This is a genomic window from Mycoplasmopsis gallinacea (genome assembly GCF_900660495.1).
In the GTDB taxonomy this organism is placed as follows: domain Bacteria; phylum Bacillota_I; class Bacilli_A; order Mycoplasmatales; family Metamycoplasmataceae; genus Mycoplasmopsis; species Mycoplasmopsis gallinacea.
On record NZ_LR214950.1, the window covers coordinates 626,933 to 644,903 of the forward strand.

At 28.3% G+C, this 17,971-nt stretch carries 17 protein-coding genes and 2 rRNA genes; 11 read left to right on the top strand and 8 right to left on the bottom strand.

Features of this window, described 5'->3' with window-relative positions; genetic code table 4:
* Positions 1 to 65: 65 nt before the first annotated feature.
* The 3 genes from EXC51_RS04170 (at position 66) to EXC51_RS04225 (ending at position 1,755) form a co-directional block, all read left to right on the top strand.
* Complete coding sequence (locus tag EXC51_RS04170; protein ID WP_165001816.1) at positions 66 to 317, top strand: hypothetical protein; 252 nt, start codon at positions 66 to 68, stop codon at positions 315 to 317.
* A gap of 482 nt (positions 318 to 799) precedes the next feature.
* Complete coding sequence (locus EXC51_RS04220) at positions 800 to 1,222, top strand: hypothetical protein (protein ID WP_223211653.1); 423 nt, start codon at positions 800 to 802, stop codon at positions 1,220 to 1,222.
* On the top strand, positions 1,195 to 1,755 hold the full coding sequence (locus EXC51_RS04225) for an ATP-binding protein (RefSeq protein WP_223211654.1): 561 nt from the start codon (positions 1,195 to 1,197) through the stop codon (positions 1,753 to 1,755). The genes EXC51_RS04220 and EXC51_RS04225 overlap by 28 nt, the downstream gene beginning before the upstream one ends.
* A gap of 98 nt (positions 1,756 to 1,853) precedes the next feature.
* Here EXC51_RS04225 and hinT read toward each other — a convergent pair whose 3' ends face one another.
* Genes hinT through EXC51_RS02350 form a run of 3 tightly spaced genes read right to left on the bottom strand, consistent with a single transcriptional unit; the run spans position 1,854 to position 5,510 of the window.
* Positions 1,854 to 2,171: a histidine triad protein HinT gene (gene hinT / locus EXC51_RS02340; RefSeq protein ID WP_129620340.1), complete on the bottom strand. Its 318-nt coding sequence runs from the start codon at positions 2,169 to 2,171 to the stop codon at positions 1,854 to 1,856.
* Between the two features lie 10 nt (positions 2,172 to 2,181).
* Positions 2,182 to 3,387, bottom strand: a complete 1,206-nt coding sequence (locus tag EXC51_RS02345; protein ID WP_129620341.1) for a HinT-interacting membrane complex lipoprotein P60 — start codon at positions 3,385 to 3,387, stop codon at positions 2,182 to 2,184.
* Positions 3,387 to 5,510 carry a HinT-interacting membrane complex protein P80 gene (locus EXC51_RS02350; RefSeq protein ID WP_129620342.1) on the bottom strand — a complete coding sequence of 708 codons (2,124 nt, stop codon included), beginning with the start codon at positions 5,508 to 5,510 and terminating at the stop codon, positions 3,387 to 3,389. Before EXC51_RS02350 ends, EXC51_RS02345 begins: the two co-directional genes overlap by 1 nt.
* Before the next feature lie 105 nt (positions 5,511 to 5,615).
* Between EXC51_RS02350 and EXC51_RS02355 the strand changes: the two genes are divergently transcribed.
* On the top strand, positions 5,616 to 6,158 hold the full coding sequence (locus EXC51_RS02355; protein WP_129620343.1) for a hypothetical protein: 543 nt from the start codon (positions 5,616 to 5,618) through the stop codon (positions 6,156 to 6,158).
* A 1-nt stretch (position 6,159) separates the two neighbouring features.
* Here EXC51_RS02355 and rrf (EXC51_RS02360) read toward each other — a convergent pair.
* Positions 6,160 to 6,265 (bottom strand): 5S ribosomal RNA (rrf, locus tag EXC51_RS02360).
* A gap of 222 nt (positions 6,266 to 6,487) precedes the next feature.
* Positions 6,488 to 6,593: ribosomal RNA gene (gene rrf, locus EXC51_RS02365) — 5S ribosomal RNA — on the bottom strand.
* A 57-nt stretch (positions 6,594 to 6,650) separates the two neighbouring features.
* Between rrf (EXC51_RS02365) and rsmG the strand changes: the two genes are divergently transcribed.
* The 3 genes from rsmG to EXC51_RS02380 are packed head-to-tail and all read left to right on the top strand — an operon-like array spanning position 6,651 to position 9,192.
* Complete coding sequence (gene rsmG / locus EXC51_RS02370; protein WP_129620344.1) at positions 6,651 to 7,346, top strand: 16S rRNA (guanine(527)-N(7))-methyltransferase RsmG; 696 nt, start codon at positions 6,651 to 6,653, stop codon at positions 7,344 to 7,346.
* A gap of 2 nt (positions 7,347 to 7,348) precedes the next feature.
* Positions 7,349 to 8,275, top strand: coding sequence for an RluA family pseudouridine synthase (locus EXC51_RS02375; protein WP_129620345.1), 927 nt, complete (start codon positions 7,349 to 7,351; stop codon positions 8,273 to 8,275).
* Positions 8,276 to 8,307: 32 nt separating this feature from the next.
* Positions 8,308 to 9,192 (top strand): hypothetical protein, encoded by an 885-nt coding sequence (locus tag EXC51_RS02380; RefSeq protein WP_129620346.1) that lies wholly within the window; start codon positions 8,308 to 8,310, stop codon positions 9,190 to 9,192.
* 321 nt (positions 9,193 to 9,513) lie between these two features.
* On the opposite strand, the gene EXC51_RS02385 is transcribed toward EXC51_RS02380, so the two are convergent.
* Both EXC51_RS02385 and lysS read right to left on the bottom strand, forming a co-directional pair.
* On the bottom strand, positions 9,514 to 10,890 hold the full coding sequence (locus EXC51_RS02385) for a leucyl aminopeptidase family protein (protein ID WP_129620347.1): 1,377 nt from the start codon (positions 10,888 to 10,890) through the stop codon (positions 9,514 to 9,516).
* Between the two features lie 111 nt (positions 10,891 to 11,001).
* The gene (gene lysS, locus EXC51_RS02390) at positions 11,002 to 12,510 is read right to left on the bottom strand and encodes a lysine--tRNA ligase (protein ID WP_223211655.1); all 1,509 of its coding nucleotides are present in this window, start codon (positions 12,508 to 12,510) and stop codon (positions 11,002 to 11,004) included.
* Positions 12,511 to 12,742: 232 nt separating this feature from the next.
* Between lysS and EXC51_RS02395 the strand changes: the two genes are divergently transcribed.
* Positions 12,743 to 13,843, top strand: a complete 1,101-nt coding sequence (locus tag EXC51_RS02395) for a UvrD family DEAD/DEAH box helicase (protein ID WP_129620348.1) — start codon at positions 12,743 to 12,745, stop codon at positions 13,841 to 13,843.
* Positions 13,743 to 15,572: an exonuclease domain-containing protein gene (locus EXC51_RS02400; protein WP_129620349.1), complete on the top strand. Its 1,830-nt coding sequence runs from the start codon at positions 13,743 to 13,745 to the stop codon at positions 15,570 to 15,572. The genes EXC51_RS02395 and EXC51_RS02400 overlap by 101 nt, the downstream gene beginning before the upstream one ends.
* A gap of 18 nt (positions 15,573 to 15,590) precedes the next feature.
* Here the strand turns inward: EXC51_RS02400 and EXC51_RS02405 are convergent, their stop codons facing one another.
* A complete protein-coding gene (locus EXC51_RS02405) occupies positions 15,591 to 15,824 on the bottom strand; it encodes a hypothetical protein (protein WP_129620350.1) in 234 nt (77 codons plus the stop codon).
* 94 nt (positions 15,825 to 15,918) lie between these two features.
* Between EXC51_RS02405 and EXC51_RS02410 the strand changes: the two genes are divergently transcribed.
* Together EXC51_RS02410 and EXC51_RS02415 are read left to right on the top strand one after the other, a co-directional pair.
* Complete coding sequence (locus tag EXC51_RS02410; protein ID WP_129620351.1) at positions 15,919 to 16,899, top strand: lipoate--protein ligase; 981 nt, start codon at positions 15,919 to 15,921, stop codon at positions 16,897 to 16,899.
* 2 nt (positions 16,900 to 16,901) lie between these two features.
* Entirely contained in the window at positions 16,902 to 17,690 is a 789-nt protein-coding gene (locus EXC51_RS02415; RefSeq protein WP_129620352.1) for an alpha/beta fold hydrolase, read from the top strand.
* The last annotated feature ends 281 nt before the right edge of the window (positions 17,691 to 17,971 follow it).

Here is a 17,971-nt window from a genome sequence, read left to right on the forward strand (position 1 = left end):
ATGAAAATAAAATAAAAATTTCATTATTTTTTGAAATTCGTTAACCTTAAATAAAAATGTAAGATATGGCACTCAATATGGCCGCACAAATGGCCGCACAAATGGCCGCACAAATGGCCGCACAAATGGCCGCACAAATGGCCGCACAAATGGCCGCACAAATGGCCGCACAAATGGCCGCACAAATGGCCGCACAAATGGCCGCACAAATGGCCGCACAAATGGCCGCACAAATGGCCGCACAAATGGCCGCACAAATGGATGTCAAAAATCGTTTTATCAATCGCGCAACCTTAAGTTATTTTTTAAGAAATTAACTAAACACTAATAATCTATAAATAAAAATATATGTTTTATTTTAGAATATAAATATAGAGAATGTTATTTTAGATGTTTTGTATATACAAGGAGTTAAAATGGAAAATAAAAATATTGAATTCAAAATAGATATACCTGAGAAACAAAGTAATTTAAAAAAGAAATAGTATCTTTTTTAAATAGTAATGATGGAGAAATATACTTAGGTGTTGATGATAATGGTGTTCCGAATTTAAATTTAATTAAAGAGAAAAGCAAATTTTGAGAAGAAACTATTTCAAATTGAATCACCAATGCATTTAATGAAAATGTTAAAGATTTTGTTGAGATTATTTCTGATGACTCCTCATTTAAGATAAAAATTTTAGAAGGAAACAACAAACCCTATTATTATAAAGAAGGCGAAGGGTTTAATTCTAAAGGTATCTATATTAGAGTAGGAAGCACTAAAAGAAGAGCAGAATTAGAAGAAGTTAAAAAAATGCTTTTTAATCGTAAACCTAATAACTTTGAGTCTACTTTGATTAATAATGACAAGCTTACTTTTAAATATCTTGAAAACAAATTTGAAGAAAAAGGACTTAAATTTAATCCTATAGCATTATCTTTAATTAATAAAGACAACAAATATAATAACGCCGCTTTACTATTGAGTGATCAAAACCCAACAATTAGTAAATTTGCTGTATTTGCAGACACAAAAGTTTCTGTTTTTTTAGATAAAAAAGAATTTACAGGGTCAATAGTGAAACAATTAGATGACATGATTTATTTTTCTAATTTATTAAATAGAAAGAAAATAACTATTAATGGAAGTCCGGAAAGAAATGAATATTTAGATATACCTGAAGTGGCCTTGAGAGAAGCTATAGTAAATTGTTTTGTCATAGAGATTATTCATTAACTGGTGATATTAAAATTGAATTCTTTGATGATAAAGTGAAAATTTTTTCTCCTGGTGGACTACCAGATAATCTTACTTTAGAAGATATAAAAGAAGGTTTTACAGCTAAAAGAAACAAAATGATTGTAAATGTGTTAGACAAAATCGGTCTTATTGAAAACTACGCAACAGGTGTAAGAAAGATATTTGAAGGTTATGAAGGTTTTGAGAAACAACCCACTTATTATATATCTGAAAATGGTATATCAGTTACCTTGTTTAATCGCAACTATGACGAGAGCCAAAAACAACCTAACAATATTAACGATTTAGAAGAACTAAAAAAACTTGAACGCTCAGAAAAAATAATCTTCATGATGAAAGAAAACCCTAGAATTACCATAGATGAAATGGCTGAAATTCTAGGGGTATCTCCAAGAACAATAAGAAGAGAAATATATATATTAAGATTAAAGGATAAAATTGAATATATAAGAAGTGGGAAAACCGGATACTGAGTAATTAACGAGAACATAGTGGAAAAAGAAGAATAATATTAATTAAAAAGTGAATATCCTTATTTCAAGGTATATTCACTTTTTAATTAATCTGAGTTATAAAAATTCTCCTACTATAAGTAGGAGAATCTAAATTATTTGTAAGGAATAACGTGAATGTGAGTGTGAAACACTGTTTGATCAGCGCTAGCACCTGTGTTGATTAAGATTTTAAATCCTGTTTTACCTTTTTCTAATACTTCTTTTTTAGCAAGTTCTCTCGCTTTTAAAATAGCATAAACAAAATCATCATCTGAAGTTTCTAAAAGGTTAGGTTTTTCAATTTTAGGAACTACTAAAAAGTGACCTTCAGTTGATGGGAAAGCATCTAAAAATGCTATTACACGATCATCTTCGTAAATAATATTAGCAGGAATTTCACGGTTAATTATTTTAGTAAATACTGAAGCCATAACTTTTTCCTTATTTAATGAAAGATAAGTTACCTAATGTTTCTTTAATTGTGTCGTTTTTGATTTCTAAAACATTACCTAATTTAACAAAAGCTTCTTGAGCAACTCCGTAAAGAGTACTATCACTTAAAGCAAGTAATAGCTCAAGTTTTGTAAGGTCAGAAGCATATACTGTGTTATCAAATGAAAGAATTGAAGTTGTTTTATCACCTTCGGTTACATCTTTTTTAACTGGCACAATTTGGTTTAAGTACACTACATTAATTGTGCTTCCGTCATTTGAAGCAGCAATTGGAGTAGCAAGTGTTTCGTTTTGATCAACTGTAACAATTTTGTTATTGCTAAAATCATAAAAACCACTTGTATTAATTGTTGATTGTTTTAAATCACTTACTGTGTAGTTAAGAACCGCATTCACTTTTGAAGAATCAACAAGCCCTAAATATCCACCTAATTTTAATTCAAAGCTATTTTGTGAGTTAAATAATAAATCGGCAGAAGCTTTGTTTTGGTTAACTGAAGAATTTAAAGTAAGGTTTAAGTAATCTGAAACGTTTGAAATAGTTCTAGCGTTATTTGCGAAAATATCATCTGAAGAAGAACTTTTGTAATTTCAAACTTGCGCAACCTTTTTGTTTAATACGTATGAAATAAGGTTAAATTGGTCATGTTGGAAATTATCTTTATTTGTTTCAAAACTTGTATTAACTTTTTTAAGCTGTTCATCTGAGCTGATTTGGAAGTATTTTAAAACTAAAATTAATTTGTTTACTTGTTGCTCAATGTTTGTTGAATTGTTGTTAAAAATAATTTCAAATTGCTCTTTGTTAACATTTGAATTTGATAATCTAAGGGAATTTAAAGCTTCATTTTCTGCAGCTGTAAAAATTCCATTGGCATTTCAACTATTAATTTGTTCGTATAAATAATATGGGTTAGAGATGTTGTTAAAAGAAACTGTAGCTTTGTAAGCTAAAAAAGCGTCATTAAGGTATTGGTCATTTTTTGTTAAATCATCGCTTGTGTTGTAAATTGATTGAAGTGTTGATTTAAGTCAAAAGTTTTCCATTACCGTTTTAATTGATTCGTTTTTGAATTTTGCGTCTTGTTCAACTTTTGCTGTAGTATCTTCAGTTCTTCCACAAGAAGCAAGAGCTACTGCAGGAACTAGCGCTAAAGCAAGCGGAGTAAGTTTATTTCTGAATGAAAATGCCATTAATTACCTACTTTCATTTTTGATTTAATAACGCTTGAAATTGTGTCAATTGCTGATAATTCACTGTAATTTGAATCAGTTAAGTTATAAGCAATTTTGATAATTCCATCTTTAACCACAAAGTTATAACTGCTTTGGTTAGCAAGTGAAGTTGAGATGAATTTTGAAGTTTCTACTAAGGAGTTAATGAAGTTTTTGTTTTTATCAACAAGAAGAATTGAATTGTTTTTGTTTTGAAGTTCATCGATATCATCTTGGGTGTAATTTGCATTTGAAGTTGAAGAATATGGGTTTTTCTCTTTTTTAAGTCTTTCAATGAAATCTGCTTCCTTAAGAGTCGCTGCAATAATTTGGTTTTTGCTTTGAGTACTTGTAAGTTTAGAAACTATGTCAAAGTATGATTTATTTCCATTAGCAATGTTTTTTAAATCTTCATGTACGTAGTATTTAAGATTATCTAATGAATCAATGGTTGTGGTTCTAACAAGCTTAATTCCTTTATCTGTAAGCACCAATTTAGCATCAGCAAATTCATCTACGCTATAAACAAATGATTGGAAGTTTTGTGCATTTAACTCAATATTGAAAGTTTTGTTAAATGTACTTAAAATGTATTGATTTCATTGTGCAGCAGATAAGTTTTTGATGTAGCTTTCAATTTCTCTGTTAATTAACTCAATTTTACTTGCAGCTTGATTTTTATCAGTGATAGTTTTAGCTTCCTCGATTAATTTAGCAATTTTTTGGTTAATTTCCTCGTTAACAGTTGGAAGTTTGTAAAGGTTAGCAAGTGAAACTGAAGGTAATTTGTTTGTATCTTTTTCAAAAACTTGATCAGAAATCATAGCTAAAGCTGTTTTCACATCTGAAGAAATAATGCTTGAGTAAGATTGAATTCCATTTGTGCCAAGATTATCTTTTGAGGAAAGAGTTAAAGCTTTAAGGAATGTTTCGTATTGAGTTTTAGCTTTTTTACCTGCTTCTGAACTATTTGCAAGGTATTGCTCAGCTTTTTTGAAACCTTTAAGCACGTCTAAGTTATTTACAATTTCAAAACCATTTGCATTATCACTTGAATCAATGATTGCAACTTTGTTTAAGTTAATTAATTGAGTTTTAGCTTCATCACTAAATGTTCATGGAAGTTCTAAGTTAGAATTATAAACCCCAGGTAATAAAACTTCAGTGTTAATTACAAGTGTGTTGTTATTGAAAAATTCTTCTAAGTATGCATCAGCAGATGTTCTTGATTCAATAAATGATTTAGTTAAGAAAGTAGTTACCTTGCCATTTTCACCAACGAAGTAGTTTGTGTTTTCTTTAAGTCATGGGAAAGGGTTGTCACCTTTTTGCACAAGAACTTTAGCTTGTCCATTAGCATCTTTAATTTGATTTCCTGAAACATCCTTTGCATAAACTGTTTTATTAGCAATTCTTTGCACTTCTGATTTATCAAGTGTAGTTACTGCAACTTTAAAACTGTTTTTAGCAATATCTTCAATTTCTTTAAAAGTTAAATATTCAACTGCTTCAGCTTCTGTGTTGCTTTTTCCATAGTTGTCAGTTTGGATAGTTTTGATAAATTGACTATTTCAATTTTCATATCCATAAACTTTTTTGAAGTTGCTAATTAAATCACTAATGATTTTTTGTTTTGTGTTTCTAATTTCGCTAATGCTTTTAAGAGCAATCCCTGTGTTAGCACTTTTTCCACTTGGAAGAGAAGCGTTATAAAGTTCTTGATATTGGACTGAAGCTGCTGCTTCTTTTTCATATCAGTAATAAATTGCTTGCTTGTAAAGATTTTCAAGTTCTTCTGCAGTTGTAACCTTTTTATCATTTAAAAGTGTCATTGTTTGATCGACTGTTAAATTTGCTGTTTTATTACCATTGAAAGTTGCTACTGATGTATTTCCAGCAAGAGCTTGATTGTAAGTTACGCTAGTTACATTAACAGCAAGCGGAACAACAATAGCTGTTACCACACCCACACCTAAAACTGAAAGAGCAGCAATTGTGCCCTTGTTTCTTCTTTTTTGAGATGTGCTAATTTGTTTTTTTGAGTCGTGGTTAGAATTTTTTTCAGCTAATCTTTCAAAAAAAGATTTTTGTCTTTTTGCCATATTACTCCTTATCTTTTAATATTTATAAATATTAAATAGTTAATTTAAATTATACTAAAAATGTAATTTTTTGTATTTGTGTAATATTAAAATATAATTTAAGCTATGAAAGAAAATAATGGAATTAAAGCTTTATTAAAATTTGACCAAATTGCAAGAAGCTTGCAATTTACTTACTCACTTTTAGGTCATACTAAAAGTGATTTAAAGTCTAAAAACATCAACTTAAATAAGCTTGATGTTGCTATTGTATTTAATGATTTTATTAAGCTTAAAATGCACTACAAGGACCAAATTTTGCTTGATCAAGAAAGTAGCGTAACTTCTCCATTTTATTACTTTTACTACCTAAATGTAAGGATTTACCTTAACTTACTTATCCCTTCAAATGAGTTAATTTTTGAAAGTAAAAAAATAGAGTCTTTAAAAAACTCTTTTAACAAAAAATTTAACAAAATGAATATTTCAAATTTATATGACGCAATTTATAGTGATGAGCCAGATGTTTGAATTTTTATTTATTTGGACAACGAAACTTCGAAGTTAGAAATGGCTAAATTTTCAAACATTAACCCAAGTTATTATAGTATTTTTGAATATAGTCCAGGAATTAACTTTCCTTACTTTAAAAAGCTTGAAAAGTTATAAAAAAAAGCAGCTCCCTATTTTCACCTTTCGGCTATCGTCGGCACTAAGAGGCTTAACTACTGAGTTCGGAATGGTATCAGGTGATCCCTCTTGCTATTGCTACTAGTGAAATTATTATAACACCATTTTTTAAAACGCAAAACAATTTTTCAAAAAATTTTTCTATTTTTTAATGTAATAAAAATGTGCCCTTTCTTTATTAGCATTATTATTTTATACAACGGACACAAAAAATTACGCGTTTAAACTTTGTGCGTGATTTTTTATTTTTAGAAATTACTTGGAAACTTAAAAAGCAATAGCAAGAAAATATAACTAAAAGTTATAAAAAAAAGCAGCTCCCTATTTTCACCTTTCGGCTATCGTCGGCACTAAGAGGCTTAACTACTGAGTTCGGAATGGTATCAGGTGATCCCTCTTGCTATTGCTACTAGTGAAATTATTATAACACCATTTTTAAAAAACAAAAATATTTTTCTTTATAATTTTAATATGTTTAAAAATAAAGTACAAGAATTGTGTTTACAAAATAATTGAGATTTTAATCTTTTCGAAAAATATGTAAGCTTAATTGAAGAAAAAAATAAGGTAATGAATCTTACTGGTTTTTCCGGTGATAGATTGTGGCAAGAAGGGATTTATGAATCTTTAATTTTTATGAATGCTATAACTGAGCACACTTGTAATGGAGTTATTTTAGATATTGGAGCTGGTGCAGGGTTTCCATCTATTCCTTATGTTTTAACCAAACCTAATAATAAAATAGTAATTTATGAACCTCTTAAAAAAAGGGTGGATTTTTTAAATTTAGTAATCCAGGAACTAAATTTAGATAACTGAGTAAGTATACAAATTAAAAGGGTTGAAGAAGAAGAGCAAAAAAATATTTTTGACATCGTAACTGCAAGAGCAGTTAGCGATGTGCGTTCATTACTTATGGCTGCTTTTCATACAGTTAAACTTGAGGGTAAAATGAGCTTAATAAAAGGTAAAAATTTAGCTAAAGAAGTTGAACAAGCACAAGATATTTTAAAAATGCTTAAATATGAAATGAATATTTTCGACCTTAAAATGGATGGAGTGGATAAAGAAAATAAAGTTATTGAGATAACTAAAAAAAGATCGACACCGAAGCAATTCCCTTTTAAATGAAAAGATATAGTAAAAAACAAAAATAATAAAGGATAAAAATGATTGAACTTGAAGTTAAGTATAAAGAAAGAATTGATAAATACATTGCAAATAACACTGATTTATCAAGAAGTGATATTAAACAGCTAATCGAGCAAAGAGCAGTTTATATCAATGAAACAAATGTAATTAAACCTAAATATATTGTTAGAGAAGGTCAAATTATTAAAATTGTGAAATTGCTTGATAAAGAAATTAAAATTGAACCCCAAGAAATGGAGCTAAACATTGTTTATCAAGATGATCATTTAATTGTGCTTAATAAACCTTCTGGATTAATTGTGCACCCAGCTCCAGGTCATTATGAAAAGACGTTAGTAAATGGTCTTTTATACCATTTTAAAAATAATTTATCTAATGAAAATGGACTTTTACGCCCTGGAATTGTGCATAGAATTGATAAAGACACTAGTGGTCTTTTACTTGTTGCAAAAACAAATGAAGCACACAAAAAACTTGCTGAAAAATTTGTAACTCACGATATTAAAAGAAGCTATGTTGCAATTGTAGATGGTGTGTTAACAGATAAAAAACTTAAGTTAAACTTACCAATTGGTAGAGATGTAAAAGATCGTCAAAAAATGACAATCACACATCAAAATTCAAAAGAAGCAATAACACATGTAGAGCTTCTAAAAACCTTTTACATTGATAAAATGCCTAAATCATTAGTGAAATGTGAATTAGAAACTGGTAGAACTCACCAAATTAGAGTTCATATGGCTTATGTAAAAAACCCGGTTTATGGAGATGAAGTATATGGGAAAAAAGTTGATGATTTTGGTCAAAGACTTCATGCATATAAATTAGATTTTATGCACCCATTCACAGGTGAACAAATGACTTTTTATGCAATGCCGCCAGCAGAATTTAATGTTTCAGGATTCGATTTTTCCGAACTTGTAAAAGTAAAGAACTCTATATAATATAGATATCCTAAATTAAAAAGGAGAAAAGAATGATTAATTCTAAAGATTTAATAAGTAAATTTCAAAAAGTATCTCATCTTTGAGATGCTAAAACCAAAAAAGTCTTTCGTTACTTTATTTTTGGATTTATTTTTGTTTTATTTGCATGATTTGCATTACAACTTTCTTTAACAATCTTAATATTTGTAGAGCAAGATGTATTATTTCAACAATTAAAAACATCTAATACTAATTTTTCAGATTCAGATATAAGAACAATTGTTAATTCACAAAAAGCACATACATTGATTAAAGCAATTTTAAACTTAGCTTTATGCTCTTATTTTGTATTTAGAACAATTACTTGTTATAAAGAAAAAAGTTTTGCTAATTTATCTACTTTTGTTGTTCTTTTTGTATTTATTTCATCAATTTACTCAATATCAACATTCTTTTATACATTATTAAAAGGTGGATATGATGGTGTTGGGGCATCAGGTGTCAATAGAGCTATTTTAGCTATTTACATCTTAGAACTTATTCTTTCAATCGGATCAGTTTATTTAGCGTTAAATATTATGAGAATTATTAATGTTTTCAGATACGTAAGATTCCAAGAAGCTGCACAAGAACTTACAAAAATCTTTAATGCAAGTGCCGGAAATACAATTTTTGATAATTCACACGCAACAACAAATCCATTTACAGGGTTTAACAACGAAAATACAGCAACCAACAATTTTAGTGCTGAAAAAACAAATGAAGAACAAACCAAAAAAGATGAAATTATTAAAAAATTATTTGATTTACCTAATGATAAACTTTATGAAATTGCAGAAAAAATGCATATTTTCGGATATAAAGATATGGATAAAGAAACATTAGTAAATACAATTTATAATTATTCAAAACAAAGTCAAAAAGAAGAAAAATAATAGAGCTTAACGCTCTATTATTTTTTTATGTGTTTTAACCTTAACTAAGTATTTCCAAGTTGTAAGGATGTTAATAACGAATATCCCTATTATATAGATGTATTTGTCATTATTGCCTTAAAAATTACTATAACCAGAGTTCGGGCATAAAACAGCAATTATGTAAGAATTTAGTTTCCAAGTTAATCTCTCATAAAAACGAATATACCTACAATTAATGTGTATTCGTTTTTGAATACTTTCGATTACATAGATAGGTACTAAGGGTTATAAAAAATACCATATTCTAAAACTAGAGCATGGTATTTCGCAAATAATAAATTATTTTGAAGCGTTTAAAGCAAGTTGAACAAGTGTTTTAACCGTTACACCTGTAGGTCTTCCGCCAATATCTGCTGTTCCAGCGACGTCAAGGTGAATGTACTCTACACCTTCTGTAAATTCTTTTAAGAACATAGCAGCTGATGAGCTTCCTCCACCAATTCCTGATAAGTCTGTGTTTTTAAGATCAGCAACGATTGAGTTTTTGATTTCTTTTCCAAAAGCTTCATCTAAAGGCATTCTTCAAACAAGTTCTTTTTGTGTATCTGCTGCACCTTTAAGATCTTCTCAAGCTTTTTCTGTTGTAGCTCAAACTCCTGTGTATGTGTGACCTAAAGCAACTAAAATAGCACCTGTAAGTGTTGCGACATCAACTAAACGTGTAGCTTTAAGGTTTCTTACAGCATATGTAAGACCATCGGCCATAACAAGTCTTCCTTCAGCATCTGTGTTGTTAATTTCAACAGTCTTTCCATTCATTGATGTTCAAACTGAATCAGGTAATGAAGCATCACCATTTACACGGTTATCTGTGATACACATAACTGCAGCAACATTTGTTTTTGGTTTAAGTTGCGCAATAGCTTTTAAAGCACTAGCAACAAAAGCTGAACCAGACATGTCAAATTTCATTCCTAACATGCTTCTTGATGGTTTAAGGCTGTATCCACCTGAATCAAATGTAATTCCTTTTCCGACATAAACAGTTTTTTCCTCTGATTCAGGATTTCCGTTATATTCAATAACAACTACTCTTGGTTCATACATACTTCCACGGTTTACTGAAAGTAATAATCCCATTTTTAATTCTTCAATAGCTTTTTTATCTAAAACAGTAACTTTTAAGTTGTCATATTGCTCAAGATCTTTTCTAACTTGTTCTGCAAGTCATTCTGAATTACAAATGTTTGGAGGTGTTACTTGTAAGTTTCTTGCGAAATTTACTGATTCTGAAAGAACTGTAGCTTCTTTGAAAGCTTCTGCAAATTTTTCTTCTGGTTGAGATGACAGAAGTGAAACTGAGTGTTTTTCTTCTTTTTTGTTTGTTTTAGCTGAGTAAATATCAGCATTTACATAGTTGTAAGCGTGTGTCATAGCTTTAACAACACAAGGAATACATACTTTACCTTTAACAAATGAATCAAGATCAACTTGAACATCTCTTACAAGAGAAGAGAAAAATGATTTAGCAAAATTAAATACTGATTTATATTCATATTTATCTTCTTCACCCATGTATACTAAAATTTCATTTTGAGCAAAATATTCTGTAGCTGCTCCGTTTTTTTCAAGTAATGTTTTAGGGTATTCATCACCTTTGAAAACAGCTTTTACAAGCATAGATTCGTTACGTTGCGAATCGATTTTTTTAATCATTTTCTAAATATCCTTTCAATTTTTATTTTTATAAATTTATTTTACTATTTTTGTTAAATAATGCTTATTTTTTTATAAAAAAAGAAGCAAGTAACGCTTCTTAAAATTAACTTATTTTCTTTTCATTGTTGGGAAAAGTAAAACGTCTCTAATTGATTCTTTCTCAGTTAAAAGCATTGTTAAACGGTCAATTCCAATTCCACATCCACCTGTTGGAGGCATTCCGTATTCAAGAGCTTCAACGAAGTCTCAGTCAATATCACTTGCTTCATCATTTCCATTGTTCTTCTCTTCTAATTGAGCTTCAAAACGCTCAAGTTGATCAATTGGATCTGAAAGCTCTGTATACATATTTGCATATTCTTTAGTGTTGATAAATAATTCAGCTCTTTCTGTGAATCTTGGATCTTGTCCTTTAGCTGTAAGTGGTGAAATTTCAATTGGATGTCCATAAACAAATGTAGGTTGAATTAATGTTTCTTCAATTAAAACTTCAAAAAGTTCATTAATGATGTGTCCTAATTGGTGGAATTTTTGAATTTTGACACCGTGTTTTTTAGCAACTTCAACAGCTTCTTCTAAAGAAATTTCTCTAAAATTTTTACCTGTTGCATTTGAAACTGCATCAACCATATCAATACGGTTAAATGGTTTGGTTAAATCAATTTCTACACCTTTGTTAAGAACTTTTTCTTTTCCTAATTTTTTAGCAAGTCTTTTGAAAAGTTCTTCAGTTCTTTGCATCATACCTTCTAAATTTGAGTATGCTTCATAAAACTCGATTGAAGTAAATTCAGGATTGTGAGTTGTGTCAATTCCTTCATTTCTAAAAATTCTTCCAATTTCATAAACGCGATCAATCCCACCTACAAGTAATTTTTTAAGAGGAATTTCAGTTGCAATTCTAAGTACAAATTCTTGGTCTAAAGCATTGTGGTGTGTTTTGAATGGTCTAGCACTAGCTCCTGAAAGATAATCATGTAAGAAAGGAGTTTCAACTTCCATGTATTCAAGTTCATCAAAATATCTTCTAATTTCACTAATGATTTTAGTTCTTGTTCAGAAAACATTTTTTGATTCTTCATTAACGATTAAATCAACATATCTGTGACGGTATCTTTCTTCGATATCTGTAAGTCCATGGAATTTATCTGGAAGAGGTTTTAAAGCTTTAGTTAATAATTTGATATTACTTGCTTTTACAGTCACTTCACCTGTGTGTGTTTTCATCCCTGTTCCTTCAACATAAACAATGTCTCCAAGGTCAAATGAATCAACAATTTTAGCTAATTCTGGGTGTGCTTTTTTGTTAAAGTAAACTTGGATTTTTCCATGATAATCTTGAAGTAAAATGAAAGGTCCACGCATTGTTAAGATACGACCTGTAAGGTTTACTTTGTGTTGTTTTTCTTCTAATTCTTCTTTCGAAAAACTTTCGAATTTGCTTTTAATTTCATCTGAGTATGAAAGTGGCTTTAAATTATCAGCTTTAGCAAAAGCTTCTACATTATTTTCTTTGTAAAAATTGAGTTTATTACGTCTTACTAACTCTTGTTCACTAAATTTTTGTTGTGACATTTTAGTACCTCTATTTAATTCTAAAATTTTCTTTTTTATCATATAAAATGTAAATTCTTTTTTTAATTATATTTTATTTCTCTAATAATATTCAAAATTCAAAAAAGAAATTATTTTATTATAACTACTAATATTTATCACTAATAATTAGTTAGTTTAAATCTCATAATTAAGTTATATTTTTATCAAAATTTTTATTAAAAAACACCTAATAGCGCTGTTTTTATATGCTAAAAGGAAATTTGTTATATCATTATTAATAACAAAGGATTTTATGAATTTATCAAAAGAACAAGTTAGCATTATAGAAAAACTGAAACAAGGTTTGAACTTAAAAATTAATGCGGTAGCAGGAAGCGGAAAAACTACAACTATATTAAGAATTGCAGATAATTTTAAAGACAAAAAAATCTTGTTTTTTACTTATAACCGTAGATTAATGGAAGAAACTCAAGAAAGAGCAAATCTTCAGGGCCTTTATAATTTAGATATTTTTACAATTCACTCATTTTGTAATCAAAAATATGGCGAAAGAGCAAATACTGACGATGGTCTTATTTCGGTGATTAAAAAAGATAAACAACCACTACGTCATAGTGATATAAATTATGATTTTATTGTTGTAGATGAAGCCCAAGATCTTAATTTTATTTACTTTTTCTTTATCAAAAAAGTAATGGCAGAAAATCAAAATAAAGATTATCAAATTGTTATTCTTGGTGACGATAAGCAATGTATTTATGGATTTTTAGGTGCTGATCCTAGGTATTTAACTCTTGCTGATAGGGTTTTTCAAAATAAACACCCTTGAGATGAAGCTGAACTTAGTAAAAGCTTTAGATTAAATAAAAACTTTACTGACTTTATTAATGTTTTCTTTTACAAAAATGAAAACATAATTGAAGGTGTAGCTAAAAATGAAAATAATGAAAAAATCAGATATTACTTTGCTAATTATGAAAAAGAAGTACGCCAGCTTAGCAATATTATCATTAATAAAATTCTAGAATATGGGGCTGAAAACGTTTTAATCCTATCTCCTAGTGTCGAAAAGAGTTCTAAGATCCAAAATATCACCAATACAATCTCGGAGATTGTTCGTCAAGAAGGTTTAGATGAAATTCATTTTCACTTAACAAAAAATGAAGATGATTTAAACAAAGGTGATGAGTTTTTGAAAAATAAAGTTTTAGTTTCAACTTATAACCAAGCTAAAGGAATTGAAAGAGATGTAGTTTTTGTCTTTGGTTTTGATAGAAGTTACTACAAATATTATGCTAAAAATGAAAGGCAAGATACGCCTCAAAATATTCTTTACGTTGCTTGTACAAGGGCAAAAAAAGGAAACTTGATTAGTTCATGATGTGCAAAATAAGTTTTTTAAATGAATTGATTCAAATAAAGTTATAAATAGACAAGATTTAGTAGAGCTTCAGAATGCAAAAGAGCTTTTTGAAGTTATTAAATTAGAATCATATGAAGAAGAAATAGAAGAAGATACTACTAATTTTGGAGCAGTTGATCTTGTAAAGTTTTTAGATTACAAGCTTGAAAACTTTATTAAAAGTAAAATTGTGATTCAAAAATACGAAAGCTTAGCTAAAGAAATTAACACTGATTTTTTCAAGAACATCACAAGCCAAATTACAGTTTCTAGAAACAAAGTTTATACAGAAGATGTATCTTCAATTAATGGTGCTTTAGTAACTGTTAATGCTATGATTAAAAAGAACAAAGAAGAGTTTTTTAATAGAATCGCAAAAAGTATTAAAACTGTTGTTTCAGCTACTAATCCAAGAGATAAGGTGAATTTTAGCAAGGAAGAAATTAAGCAAATTTATGAATGTTGCCAAAAAATCAGTATTAATAAAGACTTGAATCCGCAATGACTTTTATATGTAACAAATGCCTTAATGACAGTTCAATCGAAAAATGTAGCAATTTTTAGACAAATTGCATATAGTGATTGTACATGAATGGAAAGTAGGAGTCTTGTTTACTTAGATAAATTATTTAATAGAATTTTCAATAATAATCTTGCAAATATTGAATTTGAGGTTGAAAAGAGAGCTAAAGTATTTAAAAATGGGCTTGATCGAAACATCATTGGGTTTATTGATGCTATTGATGATAAAAATAAAATTGTTTATGAATTTAAATTTGTCAATGATGTTCAAAACGATCACTTTAAACAACTTGCAGTCTATAAATATTTATTATTAAAAACTGATTATGAAAAGTATAAAGATTATAAATTTGTGCTTTATAACATTAAAAACAACTTTGCTTATGAATTATTAACAAGTGAAGAAGATATTGATTTAATTGTTGATTTAATGCTTGAAAATAAGATTAAAGAAAATAGAAGCGATGAAATTAATGATGCTGCATTTATTGAAAAAGCAAACTCTACAGAAAGCATAGACTTATTGCTTAATGATTTAAATAAAAATATTAGCATGATCAATATGCATTTAAAAAATCTTCAAACTGAATCTTTGGTATTTTTAGGAAATGAAGAATTTGAACAAAAAACTAATGAATCAATATCGCTTGAAGAAACAGATAAAAAACAATATGTGATTTTTGATTTTGAGACTTGATCACGCCAAACACCTGTCCAAATTGGAATTTTAGTCACTGATGGAAAGCAGGTTTTAAAGCATGAAAGTCACTACATTAATAGCGATGGAGGGCAAATTAATCCTGCCGCGAAAAAAGCAGCAAATGTTGAATATTTAAAAGTATATTTAGCAGATCCTTTCCCTAAAGTTTGAGAAAAAATCAAGCATTATTTTAATGGAGATTATATCTGCATAGCTCACAATGCAAGTTATGATGTAGATGTACTAAAAAAAGTTTTTGAAAGATATGAAATTATAGGTGATCCATTTTTATATGTAGATAGTCTAGCTTATGCAAAACATCACTTAAAACTTACTTCTTATAAACAAGAAGTTTTAGCAAGGCATTTTGGGATTCAATACAACGCTCACAATGCAAATGATGATGTAGCTTGCCTTTTTCAGATTCTACAAAAACTTGATTTTTTCAAAAACACTCAAAAGCACATAATTAAACAATTTAATCAAAAAAGCAAATAGATTTATTTCTATTTGCTTTTAATTTGCATTACTTTGATCTTTTTCAAAAAGTTTAATACCTTTAAGTTGTGCTTTATAGTAAATATTTTGCAATGAAATCACTAAAACTAAAATAACAATTATTGGTATTAAAGCAGCTTCTAAAACCCATGAAACAAACCCTCATATTGACACACCAATTAATGCTAAAGAAATTAAAAGTAGTGAAAATAAGAAGAATTTAAGCAATTTTTTTGTTTTTTCTATATCCATTCTCTCCCCTTTTAGATATGAAAATTTTATGCAAAATACTGTTTTGAAATCATTATTCCTTTTTTTAATTATAAATGTTTTATATACTATTATTATGAAAATTTTTAAAACAGAAGCAACTTCACCTTATGTAACATTAAGTATTGAAGAATTATTAGTTAATGACCCAGAAATGACTGGTGATATTTTATATTTATATCAACACGATAACGCTGTTATTATCGGAAGAAATCAAAATGCTTATGAAGAAATTAAACGTGATTATGTAGAAGCAAATAAAATTGAATTAGCCCGTAGATTAAGTGGAGGGGGAGCTGTTTACCAAGATATGGGTAATATTTGCTTTTCTTTTATTACGGATTATGATAAAAAAGGTGGTTATGAAAGATTTTTAACCCCAATTATTGGCTATTTAAATTCACTTGGTTTAAATGCTGAATTTAAAGGAAGAAATGATTTATTGTGCAATGGTTACAAAATTAGTGGTAACTCACAATTTATCCGTGGAAATCGGATTGTATCACATGGAACCTTACTTTTTGATGTTGATTTAACCAAGCTTGCTAATGCACTGAATCCTTCTAAATTAAAAATTCAATCTAAAGGGATTCAATCAGTGCGTCAAAGAGTAACAAATATAGCTAAAGAACTTAATTATTCACTTACTGAAAAAGAATTTATTGATAATTTAATTGAATTTTTTGTGAAAAATTATGGTGCAAAATATGAAGAGTTACCAATGAGCAAATATCAAGATGAGCTTGATAAACTTGCTGAATATAGAGCATCTGAAGAATGAATTTACAACAAAAACATACCTTTTGAAGCGACTAATGAAGCTAAATTTACTAATGGAATTTTAAAAGTAAAATTCAATGTCAAAGATGGACTTTTAGATGAAGTGAAATTCGAAGGTGACTTCTTGGCCAAAAAAGACATTGATGATATTATGGATAAATTCAAAGGAATTTCATTTAAAAAAGAAGAACTTGATAAAGTTCTTTCATCAATTGATTTAGAAATGTATTTTGGTGGAATTAGCAAGGAAGAAATTTTAAGCTTATTTTTAGGATAATAATGAACGGATCCTTAGAATATTTAGGTATAAAGGTGGAATTTTATTATGAAAAAGAAGAAGCAAATAAGCCAATTCTTCTTTTTATTCATGGTTTTGGAGATTCTATGAAAACCTTCCTTTTTCCTTATAAAAATATTGAGCGTAAATTCAGAATTGCAGCAATTAATTTACCAAATGAAAATCACTCTGATATATCTTTAAAATTAGAAGATTATGAGCAAATAGTGAAAGCATTTTACAATGAGCACTTTTCAAATGAACCGGCAGTATATATAGCTTCGCATTCTTTAGGTTCGTATTGCGCTCTTATGCTTAATCAAAAAGAAAATGTTAAAAAAACTTTTTTATTTAGCCCATTTAACCCTTTCCTACTTGAAAATAGAGATGTAAGTGTTTTTAGAACTTGATTAGAACCGCAAAATTTAGAGCAACTTAGACAGTCTTATATCCACTTTTTTTATGACAAAAACAATCCGTTAATTGTAAAAACAATTAGCCTATTAAAAGATAGAGATTGAAGTAAAAGAACAAAAGTCCTTGGAAAAATGATTAATGAGCAAATTTTAAATGAAAATTTCCTTAAAAACAATGTATTTAACTTATTTAAAACAGCAAAAGATATTTTTATTATTAGCGGAAACAAAGATGAGTATACAAAAAAAGAAGGTATTATCAATATTTCTAATGAATTAAAGATACCTTTAATCCTTTTTGAAAACAAAGGGCACGCTATCTTTTTTGAAGCTAAAAATGAGTGTTTAAACTTTATTAATGAACATATTAAGTAATATTTATTTTCACAAATTTTCTTTTTTAATGTAAAATAGTATTTATATTTAAAAGGTGATAATTTAATTTATCCGAATATATTTTTTAAGTTAAAAATAATTAATCAAATAATTCAAACAAAAGGACAAAATATGCGTAAAGTAGTTAGATTAAAAAATAAATTACGTGCTGAAAAACGTAAACACAAATTACAAAAAGAACAAGCAAGAGACCAAAGAAGAGCTGAAAGAGCAGCTGCTTAAGAATGTTCTTAAACAATATAAGCTTTAAGCTTATATTT